The organism is Lacticaseibacillus sharpeae JCM 1186 = DSM 20505 (assembly GCF_001436225.1).
GTDB classification, from domain to species: Bacteria; Bacillota; Bacilli; order Lactobacillales; family Lactobacillaceae; genus Lacticaseibacillus; species Lacticaseibacillus sharpeae.
Map to the genome: position 1 here is coordinate 61544 of NZ_AYYO01000030.1, position 17541 is coordinate 79084.

Consider the following 17541-nt stretch of genomic DNA (forward strand, 5'->3'; position numbering starts at 1 on the left):
ATGGCCCTTTTTAAGAAATCAAAACAAGAAGCACCAAAGACGGCAACTGCTGAAACAGCTGCACCAGTTGAAGTGTTCGATACTGACTTCACGCCAGTTAGTCTGGATGAATTAGCATCTGAAGTTATTGACACCCCGAAGTACGCTTACTGGCCACAGGTGGCTCGTAAGTTCTTCTCGAACAAGATTACGATTGTGATGTTGGTCATCTTAATCGCAGTTTTAGGTATGGCCTTCATTCAGCCATCATTCTCTGGCTATGACATGAACAGTACAGCTGGGATTAACGACTTTGCAGCTCGGTTTAACCCACCTTCATCCAAGTTCTGGTTTGGGACTGATGGCGATGGTAAGTCACTGTTCGACGCTATCTGGGCTGGTGCTAAGACCTCAATGTCCATTTCAGTTATTTCTACGGTTATCACAACCGTAATTGGGACTGTGGTTGGTGCATTCTGGGGTGTTTCACCGAAGATGGACCGGATTATGCTGGAAGTTTACAACGTTATCTCCAACATTCCCCAGCTGCTGATTATCATCGTGCTGTCTTACAGTTTCGGTGCCGGTTTCTGGAACCTGATTTTCGCTATGAACTGCACATCTTGGATTGGGACCGCTTATGGGATTCGTGTCCAAGTTATGATTCAGCGGCAACGTGAATACAACGTTGCATCCCGGACTTTGGGGACACCTATTACGAAGATTATCACGCGGAACATCCTGCCATACCTGACGAGTTACCTGGTAACAAGTATCTCTCTGTCACTGCCAGGGTTCGTCTCCACTGAAGTATTTCTTTCCTTCCTTGGCGTTGGTCTCAGTGCCAACACGCCATCACTTGGGCGGTTAATTTCTCAGTACTCCACGTACATGACCACGTTCCCATACCTGTTCTGGCTTCCAGTTGCAGCCCTGCTGCTTATTACCGTGCCAGTATATGTTGTTGGGCAGAACTTGGCCGACGCAACTGACCCTCGTACGCACATGTAGTTAAGAAGAGCACGCAAAACCCTGGTTTCGCGGAGCTCGACTATGATAGAAGGAAGGCTTTACTATGACAGATAAAAAGACAATTCTTAAAGTCGATGACCTGTCCGTCAACTTCCAGGTTCGTGGGCGTACGCTGAAGGCAATTCACCACGTTTCTATGGATTTATACGAAGGCGAGACACTGGCCATCGTTGGGGAATCCGGTTCTGGTAAGTCCGTGCTCACCCGCACGTTCACCGGGATGCTGGAATCCAACGGTTACATTCCAAACGGGACCATCGATTACGATGGACAGCACTTGGAGAAACTCAAGAAGGACAAGGACTGGGAAGGGATTCGTGGTAAGGAAATTGCCACAATCTTCCAGGAACCTATGACCTCACTTGACCCAATCAAGACGATTGGCTCCCAGATTGCTGAAGTTATTATCAAGCACCAAGGGAAGTCGAAGAAGGAAGCTAAGGCCGAGGCCATCTCACTGATGGAACGTACCGGGATTCCTAATGCTGCAGACCGTTACAGCGACTACCCATTCGAATACTCCGGGGGCATGCGGCAGCGTATCGTTATCGCGATTGCGCTGGCCTGCCACCCGAAAATCCTGATTTGTGACGAACCAACCACCGCGCTGGACGTTACGATTCAGGCCCAGATTCTTGACCTGATCAAGGAACTGGCCCAAGAGTTCCACTTCACTACCATCTTCATCACGCACGACCTGGGCGTTGTGGCCGCCATCGCTGACCGGATTGCTGTAATGTATTCAGGTCGTATCATCGAATACGGTACTTGTGACGAAATCTTCTACGATCCCCGTCACCCGTACACTTGGAGCCTGCTGTCCTCGCTGCCTCAATTGGCAACGAAGGGTGGGGAACTGTTCTCTATCCCCGGCACGCCACCATCTCTGTACCACGACATTGTGGGGGACGCCTTCGCCCCTCGTGACCCTTACGCCATGAAGGTTGACTTCAAGGCCGACCCACCAATGTTCAAGGTTACCGACACGCATTATGCGAAGACTTGGTTGCTCGACCCTCGGGCACCTAAGACTGAGAAGCCCGCATTGATTCAGAACCTGCACGAACGCATGGTTGAACAGCACGAAGCAGTGAAGACTGCCGACATCGTAGGAGGTGAGCGCAAGTGACAGAAGAACGTGAGAAACTGATCTCCCTCAAGGATGTTGAGATTACGTACGGTGAAGGTAAGAACGCCTTCGTTGCCACGCGCGACATCAACTTCGACATCTACAAGGGTGAAACCTTCTCCCTTGTAGGTGAATCTGGTTCCGGTAAGACCACCATTGGTAGTGCCATCTTGGGGATCAACAAGACCACCAAGGGGACCATCGACTTCGAAGGGAACATCATCAACGGCAAGATGCCGAAGAAGGAGAAGCACGAGATTGAACGGAAGATTCAGATGATCTTCCAAGACCCTGCTGCTTCCCTGAACGAACGTGCCACCGTTGATTACATCATCTCTGAAGGGTTGTACAACTACCACCTGTACAAGGATGAAGACGACCGCCAGCAGAAGGTCCGTAAGATTATCGAGGAAGTTGGGCTGCTGCCAGAACACCTCTACCGTTACCCCCACGAATTCTCTGGTGGCCAACGTCAGCGTATCGGGATTGCCCGTGCGCTGGTTATGGAACCCGACCTGGTTGTGGCGGACGAACCAATCTCCGCGCTGGACGTTTCTATCCGTGCACAGGTTCTGAACCTGCTCAAGAAGTTCCAGCGTGAGCAGGGCACCACGTACCTGTTCATCGCCCATGACCTCTCTGTTGTCCGCTTCATTTCCGACCGTATCGCCGTTATTCGCTCCGGCCGAATTGTCGAAATCGCGCCAACTGAAGAGCTGTTCACGAACCCATTGCACCCATACACGCAGGCGCTGCTTTCCGCTGTGCCTGTGCCTGACCCGAAGCTTGCCCGCGAGAAGAAGCTGCTGGTGTACGATCCAAGCCAGCACCACTACGAAACCGACAAGCCGAAGATGGTTGAAATCAAGCCTGGTCACTTCATCTACGCTAACGAAGAAGAGACTGCGCACTACAAGGAAATCATCAAGTAGGTTAAGCAGATGAGCGAAAAACCGCGCATTCACGTAAACGTGAGTGCGCGGTTTTTTTATGGCACGAATTATTGGTGCGTAACGAAAAAAGATTAACGGATGTTGCAGTGGGTGCGCTTTGCCCGCTGTTTTTTTGCTATAATGAACGGATATTCATTTTGCCGGGCAACTGATTGCCAGGCCACGCAGAAGGGGACAACATGAAGAACATTTGGTTAGATTCAGATCCAGGCATTGATGACGCAGTTGCCTTCGCGATGGCGGCGGCAAGTTCCGATGAGCTTAACGTGCTCGGCATCACGGCGGTCTCTGGGAACCAGAGCAGCGACCGGGTGACGCGCAACGCATTGCGGTTGTCCGCTATGCTGGGGATGGACGACGTGCCCGTTGTGCGTGGGGCGCGCGAACCGCTGATTAAGAAGGTTGCGGATGCGGCCGAATTCCACGGTGAATCGGGCCTGGGCCACTTCACGGCGCCCGCGACGGCGAAGACGGTCGCCGCAAAGAACGGGCTGCTGTACATGGCCGTCAGCATTTTGTCACTGCCTGCCGAGCAGAAGGTCACGCTGGTACCCACCGGTCCACTCACCGACATTGCACTCCTACTGAAGACCTTCCCCGATGTGCGCGAACGCATCGAACGCATCGTGTTCATGGGCGGCTCGTCAATTGGTGGGAACGTGACCGATAAGGCTGAATTCAACATCTGGGCCGATCCCGATGCCGCCCAGATTGTGCTGCACTCGGGGATTCCGACCGTCATGTGCGGACTGGACATTACACTCCAGTGCGGGCTGACCAAGCCGCAGATTGCCGCCTTGCTCGCGGATACGGACCCGATTAAGAATGCGTACGGCCAGATGCTCAGCTTCTACGCGAACGTACCGGGTAATGAAGAAGAACCGCTCGTGGCGATTCACGATGCGGTCACCATCATCTACTTGACCCACCCTGAATTGTTCGGCGGTAAGTTCGTGACGGTCGACGTCGATTGCGGTAAGGGCGCAGGTAACGGCGAGACGATTTGCACCGACGCGCACATCGACGCGGATAACGCGGTGTACATGCTCAATGAAGTTGATTTGCCGGCATTCCAGCGGGTCTTGTTGGGTAAACTCGATACACTTAAAGGTTAAAATCGCGCGGCCGCCACTTGTGGTCGGTCGCGTTTTTATTTAGGAGGCAATTATGGCGGACGAAGAATATGAACGGATGTTGGCGGGTAAGCTGTACATCACAGACCGGATTCAGGATGCAAACCGCGAGATTCCGGGGCAATTGATTGTCCAGCAAATTAACCAGACGCCCATTGACCAGACCGAGCGGATTCTTGCGCTGGAAGAACAGATTTTCCAGGGCGAACACAAGAATATCTTCGTGCAGCCCCCATTTGCCGTTGATTACGGCAAGCACATCCGCGTCGGCGATAATTTTTACTGCAACGTGAACGCCGTTTTCCTCGATACCAATTGGATCACTATCGGCAATAACGTCAAGATTGGTCCGCGGGTCAACCTGCTGACGGCGGGGCACCCCATCGACGCCCAGACGCGGATTTCGCTGCTTGAATTCGCCGCGCCCATCACGATTGGGGACAACACGTGGCTGGGCGGCAACGTCACGGTGCTGCCCGGGGTCACCATCGGCAGCAACTCTGTTATTGGCGCTGGTGCGGTGGTGACCAAGGATATTCCGGACGGCGTGGTCGCGGTCGGCAACCCGGCGCGCGTGCTGCGTAAGATTAACGCTGCGGACCGCAAGTACTGGCGCGATGAGGCAGCAGCCTACCGGCGGGAGCGGGGAACGGCGGAATGAAAGGGACAGTGCTTCGCAACTACCTCGCCGTGTTCCTTGGCGGGTGTTTCGGCGGCATTGCCCGCTACGGTCTCAGTATGTGGATCAATGACGCGCACACCATGCTCGGCACCACCGTCGTGAACGTGGTGGGGAGTTTCCTGCTGACGTTCATCACGTATGGCATCGCGGTGCGTTATGACGTGCCCGACTGGCTGATTCTGGGGCTGGGCACGGGCTTTGTCGGTGCGTTTACGACCTTCTCGACACTTGGCTTGAATTTGGTGCGCCACGTAGGCAGTGAACCGATTCTTGCCTGCGCGATTTTTGCCCTGAACCTATTGCTGGGTCTGCTGGCGTCGGTTGGCGGTTACTGGGTGGGCCAGCTTGGTGAGAGGTGGCGGCGCGGATGGTGATTTTGCTTGCGATTGGTGCTGGCTGTGGGGCCATGCTGCGTTATTCGTTAACCAACTTAGGTAAACGGTTGTGGCCACAATTGCCCTTGGCGACGTTTTTAATTAACTTAAGTGGTGCTTTCATCGCCGGCGCCCTCAGCATGACGCTATTTTCCGGGTCGGTTACCACGATTCTGCTGACCGGCGTGTGCGGCGGCTACACCACTTTTTCCACCTACATGGCTGACACCACCAGCTTGTGGCGCAATGGACGACACGTAGCAGCTTGCTTATATTATGTCGGTACGGCTGTCTGTGGCGTGCTAGCAGTGATGTTTGGCGCGCTGGCGGGCCGAAATCTTTAGTCAGCGAAGGTGAACAAAAGGTGGTGCCCAGCAGCGCATTTTTTGGGTTCGAAATGATAATACCGCCACTTAAGATTAAAACCTGAGAATTTCTCAGTTACATTTAAGGTTTTCTTGGTAGTTGCGCGCCGCAACCACATCTACAATGGAGTTAAGTTGATGTGGGGAGGCACGAATGATGCGGAAATATTTGTTACTACTGGGCGCGAGCGTTGCGCTCATGCTCGGTCTGTGTGCTACGAATCAGCGGCCAGTTGACGCCACGGTGCGGGCGACAGCGACAATCTACCTGCACGGACACCATGGCGGCGAACGCTCCATGGACGACCTGATGGCTAGTGCCGAGGCGGCCGATGACGCGCATTCAGTTATCACCGCAGTTGTGCAGCGCGACGGGAAGGTCGACTTGCACGGTTACTGGCCTGCTGACACTGTGCGGCCGCTGGTGAAGGTGGTCTTCAAAAACAACCGGACGACCCGCCGGCACCGGATTAGTAACTGGCTACGCAACGTCTTGGTGGCCCTGCGCGACCGTTATGGCATCACCAAGTTCAACATGGTGGCACATTCGATGGGCAATATTGCCTGCCTTTTCTACGAACTGCGCTACGGTCGGGATCCACAGATGCCGCAGTTGCATAAGTACGTAGCGCTGGGGGGCAACTTCGATGGGATTCCGGGGCATAACCGGCACCAGCACCCGAACCACACGTTGCCCGATGGCCGGCCCGCGTGGTTATCGCCGAACTTCAAGCAGGCATTGCGGTTGCGGCAGAACTTCCCGCGCAAGGTGCAGGTGCTGAACATTTACGGTGACATGGACGGTCAGCACAACGACGGCAAGGTGCTCAATGCTAGTTCGCGTTCCTTGGGCTTTTTGCTCAAGAAGCGGCTCAAGAGCTACCGTGAGATTAAGGTCCGCGGCTGGGAGGCCCAGCACGCAATGCTGCGGTCCAATCCGCAGGTGGCACTGAATGTGAACCAGTTCTTGTTTCCATAATATTAAACGAGGACAATTCCAATGGCGGAATTGTCCTCGTTTTTGTTTTTAGTGGATGTAAACCGTAATCACGGTGACCAACCCGAATACGATTCCGGGGAGGTTGGAAATGATGACCGGCCAGTCTTTATAGGTCTTGCTCCAGCCGTAGCCCACCCAGAGCGTGGCGTTCACCGCCGCAACCAGTGGCTGCAGGGGGGAGACCGGGTTGCCGGAGAAGTTCGCGATAATCTGGGGAATGTAGGAAATGTACATCGAGATGCACATGATGGTGGCCACCTTACTGAGAATCTTCAGGCGCCGCACCCGCTTGGGATCCACCGCTTCTTTACCTTCTGGATACTTCGATGTGTCGATACGCATACCAATTTCCTCCTTGTGGAATTAATTGGGTAATAATATAACATATATGCCGTGCCGACACAAATGCAAACCACCGTTATGCTTTCATGAAAACGCCTAAATGTGGTGATGAGCACTGCCACAATGGGCTTGCGAAACAATTTTTAAAATATGCCGCAAACTGACAAGAATCGCTAATTTTGACTAGACCAAAACGGACGGTACGCAAAGGTACCGTCCGTTTTTAGTCCCGTTAACCGTTCTGTTTAGCTGGCATTGTTGCCACGTCATCGCGGTGGTGGAGCTCGATTTCCTCGCCCGCCGCGCGCCGTTCGTCGATGTTGCGCTCACCCCACGTGCAGAGCTGGTTCAAAATTGCGTTGAGACTTTCGCCCCGGGCGGTCAGGGAATACTCAACCTTTGGCGGAACCTGGTTGAAGACGTGGCGGTGCACAATCCCATCGTCTTCAAGTTCCCGTAGCTGCTGAGTGAGCATTTTCTGTGTAATCTGCGGAATTGCGCGCCGCAGTTCACTGCTGCGCATCGTTTGGTGGCGCAGGTGGCACAGAATGATGGCCTTCCACTTGCCCCCGATGATTTCCATGGTTGCTTCCACGCCAATGTTGTACGTCTTCGCCATTGTTGTCCTCCATAGGCACTAAAAAGTGGGTATAGCACTTAATTGTGCGTAATTGTCATTTTGTTCCTGTCCAGTATAATCAGTTCTTGTCAGTAACGCAACTGCGCACGGCCAGTGGGGGAACCGACTGTGCGCTTGAACATAGGGGAGGATCAAATGGAAACAACCAATAATTTAACTACCACCAAGCAGGCCAGCGCCACGTTGACGCTGCTTGCCTTGGCGCTCAGTGCCTTTGCAATTGGAATGACTGAGTTCATCAGTGTTGGCGTGATGCCGCTCATTATGCGGCAATTCGAGATTAGTTTGAGCACGGCGGGACTTACGGTCTCAGTTTATGCGGCCGGGATCATGCTCGGCGCGCCGATTCTGACGGCACTAACTGGCAAACTGCCGCGCAAAGCATTGCTGCTCGCCGTGATGATTACCTTTATTCTCGGCAATGTGCTTACCGCCGTTGCGCCTGTTTTCGCGATTTTACTTGCGGGCCGGGTGGTTGCGGCCTTCGCGCACGGGCTGTTCATGTCCGTGGCGACGGTGATTGCGGCTAACGTGGTCGCACCGACTAAGCGCGCGTCCGCCATCGCGACGATGTTCACCGGGCTCACCGTGGCGACCGTAACCGGGGTGCCGCTGGGGACGTTCATCGCCCAGCATGCCAGCTGGCGCGTGGCGTTTATCTTCATCGCTGTGCTCGGCGTCGTCGCCCTGATTGCCAACTTGGCGCTCGTACCCAATGACTTACCGCGCCCACTGGTCGGCAAGCGGGGCGGATTCATCCGCCTCTTGCGGCAACCCAAGATTGTCGCGGGGCTTATCATCACGGCCCTGGGCTACGGCGCAAGTTTTCCAATTTACACGTACATGTCCGCGGTTTTGACGCGGCAGGGCTGGGGCGCAACCGCCAGCGTCATTATCCTGCTCGTTTACGGACTGGCGGTCGCGATTGGCAACACACTTGGGGGCAAATTGGCCAACCGCAACCCGCTCCAAGCGCTGGCAACGATGTTCGCACTGGTGGCCGGCTTAATGCTCATCATGGCATTTGGTCTCGGCAGCCACGTCTTCGGGCTAGTGCTGATTCTCATCATGGGCCTCTTTGCCTTCATGAATGTTCCCGGCTTGCAGCTGTTTACGATGCAGGCCGCGGAGGAGACAGTGCCTGAAGATGCACAGCTTGCCTCCGCGCTGAACATTTCGGCCTTCAATGTGGGGATCGTCATCGGTTCGTTCATCGGCGGACGGTTGCTCAGCACGTTCGGCTTGCTCAGCACGCCAATCGGAGGGGTGCTCATGGCGGTTGCCGCGCTGATCATCACGCTGCTGATGATGCGCAAACACTAACGCACCGCCTGATATTCTGATTACTAACAACGAGCCAAAACGCGGGCAATTGCCCGCGTTTTGGCTCGTTTTTGTATGAGTTTTATTTGTCCGTGAACGTCCTTTTTGCCGCCCATTCATCCCAAGCTGCGAGGGTTTCGTCCATTTGTCCGTCAAATACGTTGCCAATCCAGAGGTAAGCATCGCCGGGCTGGGCGAACTGGCGCATTGTTTGCCGGTTGCGCATGATGTGTGCCTTGATCTCGGGCGCATCAGCGGGGTTTGTGTACAGTTTGATCAGCAATTCTGTCCGGGAATACGCGCAACCAATGGCGGCCTCAACGCGATTGTAATTGACATTTTCAAAGAAGGACTGTACAGCCTTGATGGCAGCAACATCGCCGTTGTGGGCTAGATGGCTGACCGCGATGCTGACAAGTTCGGTGATTGGTGAACTGTCCTTGATGCTGAAGCGGGCGTGGGCGACTATCCAATGCAGGGCGGTAATTTGCTTGTCGGTATCCAGCAGACCCGCAACATCCATGAATGAAATTAAATCCGAGTACTGGAAATGCTTGGTGGTCAGGATTCCGGCTAGTTCGAGATTTTGAATATTGGCACCATCGTATTCGGCGAAGGCCTTGGCGTTGTCACCGCCACCCAGCATTTGGATTGCGCGCATATTTAGTTCAGCTTGCAGCATTTTATAGCGGCTCGCGGGCTTGGGCCGGAACGTACTACGGGTGGCAATTGCGGCCTGGCGCACCCGTTCGTATTTATCCGGGATGCTAGTGTCACTGGCCTGCTTCTTGAAATCCGAGAACGGGACCGGGAAAAGGGCGCGGTAGAAAACTGTCGGCTGCATCAACATGGCTTCGGTTAAACGTAGCGAGTCATTGAAGCCAAAATTTGATTTGCCGTTTTCAAACCGTGACTGGGTGGATGTTTGCCAGTTAACACTCACATCCGCCAGGGTTAAGTGATAGAACTTACGCAGGGTTTTGATGTTGGTATAGTTAAAGCGCCAGTTGGGCACATCGAAGACCTGCGGAGTTTGGTGGTTATCGATTAACTTTGTGTTATGCCAGCTGTGCTGACCATTTTTAATGAGCGGCCACATCCGTTCTAAGTAAGCGGTCAGTCCAGAAAGAGACAGGTCCTGAACCTGCGTAATTACTTGCCGTACTTTCTTTTCGTTCATGGCTGATGGTTGCTTAATCCACGCCAGGGCTGCTTCGCTGAAGTATACCAGAGGGGCACTATTAATGACGTCGGTACTAATTTGATCGAATAGATTATGGTCGACGCGGAGATTGTAGTAAGTGCGCAGTGCCGTCAGTAACGGTTCGCCCGACGTTAAGTTGCGATTAATTAGGCAACTAATGATGAGGTAGCCGAAATCATTCCCGCTAATTGTTGATTGCCTAATGTTCGTTGCGGTGAACTGGTGGGCGTAATCAATTAACCGTTGGGCGAGTTGGGTGCCTAACTCTGCACTCCCGAAACGGAGGGCACTGACCAATGCAAGTGATTGGGTGTCATTCCAAGCGGGGGAAGGGGCAACGAAATCACTGATTGCCTGCTCTTGTTCTGCCGTGAGCCGGTAAGCAGAGTAATCACTTTTTTGGCTGACTTCGAGTAAAAATTTGGTGAAGTTAATTGAACGCAAATGTAACAGCTGCGCATGTGTGCTCATGAAATCCGCCATGTTTACGGCTAGATACTCCTGGTTACCACTGATGAAGGCGTAGAGGGTGTTTTTGGTGATGACATCTGTGCGGGCGGTGTAGTGATGGAGGAAGTCTTTGACGGTTAGCTGCAGGTTAGTGATGATGCTCTGCATGCTGGTGACGCTAATGTCGCTTAGTCCCCGTTCGTAGCGCGACAATGCAGCCGGGGAGCATCCAGAGCCTGCGACTGCTTCAGTGAGAGTGATGCCGCGGTCCTTACGCAATTGTTGAATGAATGATCCGAATGGTTTGGTAGACATGATTTTGGTCCCCCGAGTTTAGACGTTAATTAGCATTGCGTATATTTTAACATTTTCCGGGTGCGCCAAAATTAGAATCAGTGGGAAAAATTGGCACCGTCTCCATCTTCCAGACACGCACGGCTATTTGCCCACTGCCGGCGTCATAATTATGTCCCACTGGGCGCGCTAGAGGCGTATAATGAATGTATTCTTATATAATTTGGAGGAAACCATGGCTGAATCAAAACATCTTTTTACTTCGTTCCAACCAGAACACTATGATGTCTTCATCGACATTAACCGTGCTAACAAGACCTTCGCCGGGAAAGTAACGATGAAAGGTAACGCATCAACGACCACAGTTGGGGTGCACCAGAAGTTCCTGACCATCAAGTCTGTCACCGTGAACGGCCTGTCCGTTGCGTTCACTGACGACCCAGCTGCTGAAGCATTCCGCTTCGACGTCCCCGCAACCGGGGACAACACGGTTACCATTACATACAATGGTCCGCTGACCGATACGATGATGGGGATTTACCCATCATATTACGAAATCAATGGGGAGAAGAAGGAGCTCATCGGGACCCAGTTCGAAACCACTTCTGCCCGCCAGGCTTTCCCATGTATCGATGAACCTGAGGCCAAGGCGACCTTCGATTTGGCCATCAAGTACGATGAACACGCTGGCGAAACCACGCTGGCGAACATGCCCGAAGTAAAATGCGAGGATGGCGTGCACTACTTCGCCACCACCAAGCGGATGTCCAGCTACCTGATTGCCTTCGCATTCGGCGAATTGCAGGGGAAGACGACCGAAACCAAGAGCGGCGTCAAGGTCGGTGTGTTCGGCACCAAGGCCCACGCCGCCAACGAACTCGACTTCGCCCTGGACATTGCCAAGCGCTCCATCGAGTTCTTCGAAGACTTCTACCAGACACCATACCCACTGCCACACTCATGGCAGCTGGCTCTGCCTGACTTCTCCGCGGGCGCGATGGAAAACTGGGGTCTGGTCACCTACCGTGAAGCGTACTTGCTCCTGGATCCAGACAACACCGCACTGCGCATGAAGCAGCTCGTTGCGACCGTGATTGCCCACGAACTGGCACACCAGTGGTTCGGGGACCTCGTCACGATGAAGTGGTGGGATGATATCTGGCTCAACGAAAGCTTCGCCAACATGATGGAATACGTGGCGATTGATGCCATCGAACCTGACTGGAAGATCTGGGAAATGTTCCAGACGTCCGAAGCCGTGTCCGCCCTCAACCGGGACGCCACCGATGGCGTGCAGTCCGTGCACGTTGAAGTGGAAGACCCAGCCGAGATTGATTCCCTGTTTGACGGCGCGATTGTTTACGCCAAGGGTTCCCGGATGCTGGTCATGGTCCGCGCACTCATCGGTAACGACGCTTTGCGGAAGGGACTCAAGGCCTACTTTGACGCCCACAAGTACGGCAACGCCAAGGGGGCTGACCTCTGGAGTGCGCTGGGCGCAGCTTCTGGCATCGACGTTGGGGCCATCATGCACGACTGGCTCGAACAGCCTGGTTACCCCGTCGTCTCCGCATCCGTTGTTGACGGCAAGCTGACACTCAGCCAGCAGCAGTTCTTCATCGGGGATGGCAAGGATATCGGCCGTCAGTGGCAGATTCCGCTGGAAAGCAACTACAGCGCGGCACCACAGATTATGGCTGACAAGACCATCGAACTCGGCGATTACAAGGAATTACGTGCTGCAGCTGGCAAGCCTTTCCGCTTGAACGTGGGCAACAACTCCCACTTCATCGTGAAGTACGACCAGACGCTGCTGGACGACATCTTGGCTAACGTTCAAGACCTCACGCCAATTGACGAAATGCAGACGCTCCAAGACCTGCGTTTCCTCGCTGAAGGCCACCAGGTTGCGTACGCTGACCTGGTGCCATTGCTGCCAAGCTTTGCCGGTGCCACCTCGACCATTGCCAACAACGCGCTGTACAGCATTGCTGGTTCCCTGCGCAAGTTCGTTGACCCCGACACGGAAGACGAAGCTAACCTGCGCCAGTTGTTCGGCAAGCTCACTGCGGACCAGTTCAAGCGCCTGGGCATGAAGCCCGTGGCTGGCGAAGTGCAGGATGACGAAATGGTGCGGCCAACCGTTGCTGACTTCGCCATCTTCGCCAAGAATGAAGACGCCATTGCTGCCGCGCACGAACTGTTCACGGTAAGCAAGGACGACCCAAGCACCTTGCCAGCCAGTGTGCGGCCAATTGTCCTGGCAAGCGAAGTGAAGAACTTCGGCACCCAGGCATTGTTCGACCAGCTGTTGCACGATTATGTTGCTAGCTCCGACCCAAGTTACAAGAGCAGCATTCGCGCCGCTTTGACCGGCACTAAGGACACCGAGTTCGGCGCGCAGCTTATTGCCAAGCTTGAAGATGCAGCAGTCATCAAGCCACAAGACCTGCGTGCATGGTACTACGGCTTGCTCGCCAACAACCACACCCAGCAGCAGGCTTGGGACTGGTTGCGCGGCGAATGGTCATGGCTCGAAGCCACGGTCGGGGGCGACATGGAGTTCACCACTTACATCACGGTGACCGCCAACGCCTTCCGTACCCACGCGCGTCTTGACGAGTTCAAGGCCTTCTTCGAACCAAAGCTGGACGTTCCTGGCCTCGGCCGTGAAATCCAGATGGACACCAAGGTGATTGAAGCCCGCGTGGCCCTGATTGACGCTGAGAAGGATGCCGTCCGTGCAGCCTTGCGTTAAGTTGAATTAAAAAATGGATGGTCTGCTCAAAAGGAGTGGGCCATCCATTTTTACATATCGAGGAGAATGAAAGTGAATAATATTGTGGTTAAACGCATCGACGCCAGCAATTGCGCTGCGCTGGCACTGCCTAACGAGCCGTTCCCATTGTTCGGCCGGCTCGTGGTTGAACGCGCAGATGGTCAGTGGCAGCACCGTGAAGAACTGTTTACGCAGACAACCACCCAGACCTTTCCTGATGAGCATTACCAACTGGCCGACATTGATGCGGCCGGGTTCGCCCTTGGTGCGTTCACGGCTGACGGCACCTGCATTGGCCTGGCCACCTATGCCTGGCGCTGGAACAAGTACCTGTACCTCGATGATCTGAAGGTGAACGGCGATTTTCGCGGCCAGGGGGTTGCAACCCAGCTGCTGGATGCCGCTAAACCATTGGCGCAGGCGCGCGGGGTGCGCGGGCTCACGACCATTGCCCAGGACAATAACCTAGGCGCCAACCGCTTCTACCTGCACTACGGCTTTCGCATCGGCGGGTTCAACACGGACGATTATCACTTCACCAAGCAGGTCGGCAAGGCGGATGTGTACTATTATTTCGACTTCTAACTGTGCGGTTTGTGCATGTAACTTAGAAACCGGAATCAAGAACGGTTTGAATGGGCAAATTCTGGGTCTTTTTGATCAATTTACTTGTATTTTTTGTGCAGACAAGATATACATGTAGTAGACGATTTTTATGAATTAATTAGTATACGTTGATACCTATTGGTGACCGGGGGACAGCCTGCACACTAGTGCGGGGCAGGGAGTGTACATGTATTACGAATTTCAGTTTGGCAATTTGTTTTTGTGTCTCGGCGTTATTTCGGTGTGCAAGTGGCTGCAAGATAAAATGACAGCGAGCAATGTGTCTCGTCAGCGTATCGATACCGTACTCGGAGCGCTGCTGCTGGCGGTGCTGGTCTTCCTGCACACCGAGGTGGTGACGTTCAAGACCTACACGCTGGGGGGCATCTCGTATGACTGGGTGTTCCTGAACATTCAGATTATTCTGTTCATTTTCATGGCGGTGACGGTGTCGTCGCGCATCGGGGCGGCTTATCTCACTGGGACCCTCGCGCTCTTTTACTGGGAGCGCGGCTTCTTCACCATGTGGCGCGGCTGGCTGTCGTTTTTTGCGGTGCTGGCACTGGCTTATGTTCTGTGTTATTACGGGACCATGATGCTGGAACACTACTGGCGCGTCTTGCCCATCGCCTTCATGATTAGCATTATTATCTGGTACACCGTTGGCCTCCAGATGCGGGGGGATACCTTCAGTGACTGGGCCATCAACTTCATCGCGTTCGCGCTGCAACTGCTGCTGGTCAATGCCTTCAACTTGCGACTGCGGCGGGATTACAGCCGGGAAATGACGCTGACTAAGCAGGCCACCCACGACGAAATGACGGGACTGCACAACTTCCGCGCCTTTTCGGCTGACCTGCATGACATTTACGCCACACGGGCGGACGCCACCAGTTATTTCGTACTGGTAACGATGGACATTGACCACTTTAAGCGCATCAATGACACTTATGGGCACTTGGTGGGTAACGATGTGCTGCACCAGACCGCGGGCGCACTTGCTGACCTGGTTCAGGATTACGGCGCTGGCAGTCGCGCGTACCGGACCGGTGGTGAAGAGTTCAGCCTGATTGTGCGTTTACCTGAACACGACGACCAGCAGATTAACGAACTCTGCCGCGTCATTCAGTACAACATCCGCAAGCAGTCGCTGCAAGTGGGCAACGACACGATTCACTGGACCGTGTCGATTGGGTGCAACTATGTCGACCAAGGCGACAGCGGGTACCTCGAAGTCTTCCGGCGAGCGGATAAGGACCTGTACAACTCCAAGGAAAACGGGCGCGACGCCATTACGGTGCACGGAGAATTGTTAGCTGAATAGACAATAAAAGCAGAACCGCGCGGGTTCTGCTTTTTCATTTGGTGTGGATATTTGCTGCTCTGCGCTTGCGCCGGTTCGTCAGCCACTTACGCAGGGGCAGGCGAATCTGGTTGAACAGTGCCTCGGACATGACGAACCCAACGGCTAGGGCAATAGCGATGGTCAGCGTTTTGACCAGCCCCGCCTGGGCCGCAGCCTCGCGTCCGAGCGTGAAGTCCTTCATGCTCATGTAGATAATCGCACCGGGCACCAGTGACACGAGACTCGGGATGTACATGACGTTGACCGGGGCCTTGACGATGAGGGCAGCGATGTTGGCGAGCACGCCAATGGTGATGGCGGCGAACAGGTTGGGGATGATGACCGAGTGCGTGGCGTTCGTCAGCAACACGTAGACGACCCAGGAGGCCGAGCCGGTGATGCCAGCTGGCAGCAGGGTGCGCTTGGGGATGTTCGTGATGATGCCGAAGCCAACACTGGAAGCGAAACTAACGACGGCGTGGATGAGAATGGCAATCATAGCGCACCTCCCGTAAGCAGGCGGATTAGGGTACCGCCAACGACGACGCCCCCGCCGATGGCTCCGGCCACGAGCACGGCGTCAATCGCCCGAACCGCACCCGAGATGGTCTCCTTGCCAATCAGTTCCCGCAGCGAGTTGGTGATGGCGACGCCGGGCACGAGTGGCATCAGCGCGCTAATAATGATGTTATCCGCGCTAGTGCCCCAGCCGAGCACTTGCAGCAGCATCGCCAGCGCGCCGATTGTGAGGCCACCCACCCCGGATGCAAAATAGGGCGTGCTGGTGTGGTTGTCGGCCCACATGGACGCCAAATAGCCGGCTATACCGACGAAAAAGGCCCAGGCGAGGTCGGCCCAAGTGGCCTTGAACAGCAGCATTGGGGCCACTGATACGAGCCCGGCACCGAAAATTTTCTGGGGCAAGGTGAAGTCCTTGTGCTCGTTTTCGATGCGGGCCACGCTGGAACAAAGGGTGGCGAAATCAATGTGGCCAGCCGTGAATTCACGGGACATGGAGTTGATGTCATCCACCTTGCGCAGGTTGAAGTTCTTCGTGCGAACTTTCACCAGGTGCGTATGCGTGCCGCTGTTCGCGTCCACGAAGACGGCGGTCATCGTGGCGTGGCAGGAAACAGGCACACCGGCCGCTTTGCCGATGTACTCAGCGGTATTCTCGACGCGGCTGGTTTCCGCACCGTTTTCCAACATGATTTTGCCCACCTGACCACAGAGGGCGATGACTTGTTTTTCGTTCGGCGTCATGGGTTGTTCCTCTAAGCATATGTATTTTACTTGGTACCTCGTCTAGTTTAGCCGCGTGCGCCCGGCTGTGCAACAGGGCCGTGAGCAGGTGCTTGCGGGTGGTGAACACACTTGGCGGACACTTTTGCAGCAACGTCCTTGCAAAGTATGTAAAAGGTGTTAATATTAAATGCACAGGTTAATTACAAAATTACAGGAGCGCAAACATGACCAATTTAGAAGCGAATAAAAAAGCAGTCACCGCCTTTTACGACCTGATGTTCAATCAGGATAACCCGACACTGGCGGTGAGCAAATATGTGGGGGCGACCTACACCCAGCACAACCCCGGCGTGGGCGACGGTAAGGTGGCGTTCATCGCCTACTTCGAGCGCATGGCCCGTGAGTATCCGGGCAAGCACGTGACCTTTAAGCACGTGGTGGCCGAGGGCAATTTGGTGGTGCTGCACTGCCTGCAAGAATGGCCGGGTATCGATGACTATGCGGGGATGGATATTTTCCGCCTCGATGATCAGGGCAAGATTGTCGAGCACTGGGATGTGCTGCAAACCATCAGTGGCACGTCGCTAAATGGCCACGGGATGTTTTAGCCCGGTCAAGATGTTACCATTAAATTAACAACAGTTTAAGCACGCACACCAACAGGAG

At 54.4% G+C, this 17541-nt stretch carries 18 protein-coding genes; 13 read left to right on the plus strand and 5 right to left on the minus strand.

Features of this window, described 5'->3' with window-relative positions; all coding sequences use genetic code 11:
• The 8 genes from oppC (at position 1) to FC18_RS06955 (ending at position 6626) form a co-directional block, all read left to right on the plus strand.
• Complete coding sequence (oppC, locus tag FC18_RS06920; protein ID WP_082403962.1) at positions 1-990, plus strand: oligopeptide ABC transporter permease OppC; 990 nt, start codon at positions 1-3, stop codon at positions 988-990.
• Positions 991-1054: 64 nt separating this feature from the next.
• On the plus strand, positions 1055-2140 hold the full coding sequence (locus FC18_RS06925; RefSeq protein ID WP_054677919.1) for an ABC transporter ATP-binding protein: 1086 nt from the start codon (positions 1055-1057) through the stop codon (positions 2138-2140).
• Complete coding sequence (locus tag FC18_RS06930) at positions 2137-3072, plus strand: ATP-binding cassette domain-containing protein (RefSeq protein ID WP_054677921.1); 936 nt, start codon at positions 2137-2139, stop codon at positions 3070-3072. The genes FC18_RS06925 and FC18_RS06930 overlap by 4 nt, the downstream gene beginning before the upstream one ends.
• A gap of 200 nt (positions 3073-3272) precedes the next feature.
• Entirely contained in the window at positions 3273-4208 is a 936-nt protein-coding gene (locus FC18_RS06935; RefSeq protein WP_056975834.1) for a nucleoside hydrolase, read from the plus strand.
• A 52-nt stretch (positions 4209-4260) separates the two neighbouring features.
• Positions 4261-4887: a sugar O-acetyltransferase gene (locus FC18_RS12390; protein ID WP_056975836.1), complete on the plus strand. Its 627-nt coding sequence runs from the start codon at positions 4261-4263 to the stop codon at positions 4885-4887.
• Positions 4884-5282, plus strand: coding sequence for a fluoride efflux transporter FluC (locus FC18_RS06945; RefSeq protein WP_054677927.1), 399 nt, complete (start codon positions 4884-4886; stop codon positions 5280-5282). The genes FC18_RS12390 and FC18_RS06945 overlap by 4 nt, the downstream gene beginning before the upstream one ends.
• Positions 5276-5626 (plus strand): fluoride efflux transporter CrcB, encoded by a 351-nt coding sequence (crcB, locus tag FC18_RS06950; RefSeq protein WP_054677929.1) that lies wholly within the window; start codon positions 5276-5278, stop codon positions 5624-5626. The genes FC18_RS06945 and crcB overlap by 7 nt, the downstream gene beginning before the upstream one ends.
• Positions 5627-5801: 175 nt before the next feature.
• Complete coding sequence (locus tag FC18_RS06955) at positions 5802-6626, plus strand: alpha/beta hydrolase (RefSeq protein WP_054677931.1); 825 nt, start codon at positions 5802-5804, stop codon at positions 6624-6626.
• Between the two features lie 48 nt (positions 6627-6674).
• On the opposite strand, the gene FC18_RS06960 is transcribed toward FC18_RS06955, so the two are convergent.
• Positions 6675-6989 (minus strand): SemiSWEET family transporter, encoded by a 315-nt coding sequence (locus FC18_RS06960; protein WP_056975838.1) that lies wholly within the window; start codon positions 6987-6989, stop codon positions 6675-6677.
• 232 nt (positions 6990-7221) lie between these two features.
• Positions 7222-7608: a winged helix-turn-helix transcriptional regulator gene (locus tag FC18_RS06965; RefSeq protein ID WP_054677933.1), complete on the minus strand. Its 387-nt coding sequence runs from the start codon at positions 7606-7608 to the stop codon at positions 7222-7224.
• 156 nt (positions 7609-7764) lie between these two features.
• Here FC18_RS06965 and FC18_RS06970 point away from each other — a divergent pair, with 156 nt between their 5' ends.
• Entirely contained in the window at positions 7765-8952 is a 1188-nt protein-coding gene (locus tag FC18_RS06970; RefSeq protein WP_056975840.1) for an MFS transporter, read from the plus strand.
• A gap of 82 nt (positions 8953-9034) precedes the next feature.
• Here FC18_RS06970 and FC18_RS06975 read toward each other — a convergent pair whose 3' ends face one another.
• Positions 9035-10921, minus strand: coding sequence for a helix-turn-helix domain-containing protein (locus tag FC18_RS06975; RefSeq protein WP_056975842.1), 1887 nt, complete (start codon positions 10919-10921; stop codon positions 9035-9037).
• 214 nt (positions 10922-11135) lie between these two features.
• Between FC18_RS06975 and FC18_RS06980 the strand changes: the two genes are divergently transcribed.
• The 3 genes from FC18_RS06980 (at position 11136) to FC18_RS06990 (ending at position 15609) form a co-directional block, all read left to right on the plus strand.
• Positions 11136-13658, plus strand: a complete 2523-nt coding sequence (locus tag FC18_RS06980) for a M1 family metallopeptidase (protein WP_056975844.1) — start codon at positions 11136-11138, stop codon at positions 13656-13658.
• 72 nt (positions 13659-13730) lie between these two features.
• Positions 13731-14264, plus strand: a complete 534-nt coding sequence (locus FC18_RS06985; RefSeq protein WP_235804213.1) for a GNAT family N-acetyltransferase — start codon at positions 13731-13733, stop codon at positions 14262-14264.
• Between the two features lie 286 nt (positions 14265-14550).
• Positions 14551-15609, plus strand: coding sequence for a GGDEF domain-containing protein (locus tag FC18_RS06990; protein ID WP_162207903.1), 1059 nt, complete (start codon positions 14551-14553; stop codon positions 15607-15609).
• A gap of 34 nt (positions 15610-15643) precedes the next feature.
• Here FC18_RS06990 and FC18_RS06995 read toward each other — a convergent pair whose 3' ends face one another.
• Positions 15644-16129 (minus strand): threonine/serine exporter family protein, encoded by a 486-nt coding sequence (locus tag FC18_RS06995; RefSeq protein WP_420806091.1) that lies wholly within the window; start codon positions 16127-16129, stop codon positions 15644-15646.
• Entirely contained in the window at positions 16126-16893 is a 768-nt protein-coding gene (locus FC18_RS07000) for a threonine/serine exporter family protein (protein ID WP_054677943.1), read from the minus strand. Before FC18_RS07000 ends, FC18_RS06995 begins: the two co-directional genes overlap by 4 nt.
• Positions 16894-17099: 206 nt before the next feature.
• Between FC18_RS07000 and FC18_RS07005 the strand changes: the two genes are divergently transcribed.
• Positions 17100-17483 (plus strand): nuclear transport factor 2 family protein, encoded by a 384-nt coding sequence (locus tag FC18_RS07005; RefSeq protein ID WP_056975848.1) that lies wholly within the window; start codon positions 17100-17102, stop codon positions 17481-17483.
• Positions 17484-17541 lie beyond the last annotated feature (58 nt).

What these genes read in the sequence shown, in the direction of transcription:
- FC18_RS07000 (WP_054677943.1), bottom strand. Translation starts at nt 16,893, where the DNA reads ATGACGCCGAACGAAAAACAAGTCATCGCCCTCTGTGGTCAGGTGGGC.
- FC18_RS07005 (WP_056975848.1), top strand. Translation starts at nt 17,100, where the DNA reads ATGACCAATTTAGAAGCGAATAAAAAAGCAGTCACCGCCTTTTACGAC.
- FC18_RS06935 (WP_056975834.1), top strand. Translation starts at nt 3,273, where the DNA reads ATGAAGAACATTTGGTTAGATTCAGATCCAGGCATTGATGACGCAGTT.
- FC18_RS06955 (WP_054677931.1), top strand. Translation starts at nt 5,802, where the DNA reads ATGATGCGGAAATATTTGTTACTACTGGGCGCGAGCGTTGCGCTCATG.
- FC18_RS06960 (WP_056975838.1), bottom strand. Translation starts at nt 6,989, where the DNA reads ATGCGTATCGACACATCGAAGTATCCAGAAGGTAAAGAAGCGGTGGAT.
- FC18_RS06990 (WP_162207903.1), top strand. Translation starts at nt 14,551, where the DNA reads ATGACAGCGAGCAATGTGTCTCGTCAGCGTATCGATACCGTACTCGGA.
- FC18_RS06975 (WP_056975842.1), bottom strand. Translation starts at nt 10,921, where the DNA reads ATGTCTACCAAACCATTCGGATCATTCATTCAACAATTGCGTAAGGAC.
- oppC (WP_082403962.1), top strand. Translation starts at nt 1, where the DNA reads ATGGCCCTTTTTAAGAAATCAAAACAAGAAGCACCAAAGACGGCAACT.
- FC18_RS06995 (WP_420806091.1), bottom strand. Translation starts at nt 16,129, where the DNA reads ATGATTGCCATTCTCATCCACGCCGTCGTTAGTTTCGCTTCCAGTGTT.
- FC18_RS12390 (WP_056975836.1), top strand. Translation starts at nt 4,261, where the DNA reads ATGGCGGACGAAGAATATGAACGGATGTTGGCGGGTAAGCTGTACATC.
- FC18_RS06925 (WP_054677919.1), top strand. Translation starts at nt 1,055, where the DNA reads ATGACAGATAAAAAGACAATTCTTAAAGTCGATGACCTGTCCGTCAAC.
- FC18_RS06945 (WP_054677927.1), top strand. Translation starts at nt 4,884, where the DNA reads ATGAAAGGGACAGTGCTTCGCAACTACCTCGCCGTGTTCCTTGGCGGG.
- FC18_RS06970 (WP_056975840.1), top strand. Translation starts at nt 7,765, where the DNA reads ATGGAAACAACCAATAATTTAACTACCACCAAGCAGGCCAGCGCCACG.
- crcB (WP_054677929.1), top strand. Translation starts at nt 5,276, where the DNA reads ATGGTGATTTTGCTTGCGATTGGTGCTGGCTGTGGGGCCATGCTGCGT.
- FC18_RS06980 (WP_056975844.1), top strand. Translation starts at nt 11,136, where the DNA reads ATGGCTGAATCAAAACATCTTTTTACTTCGTTCCAACCAGAACACTAT.
- FC18_RS06965 (WP_054677933.1), bottom strand. Translation starts at nt 7,608, where the DNA reads ATGGCGAAGACGTACAACATTGGCGTGGAAGCAACCATGGAAATCATC.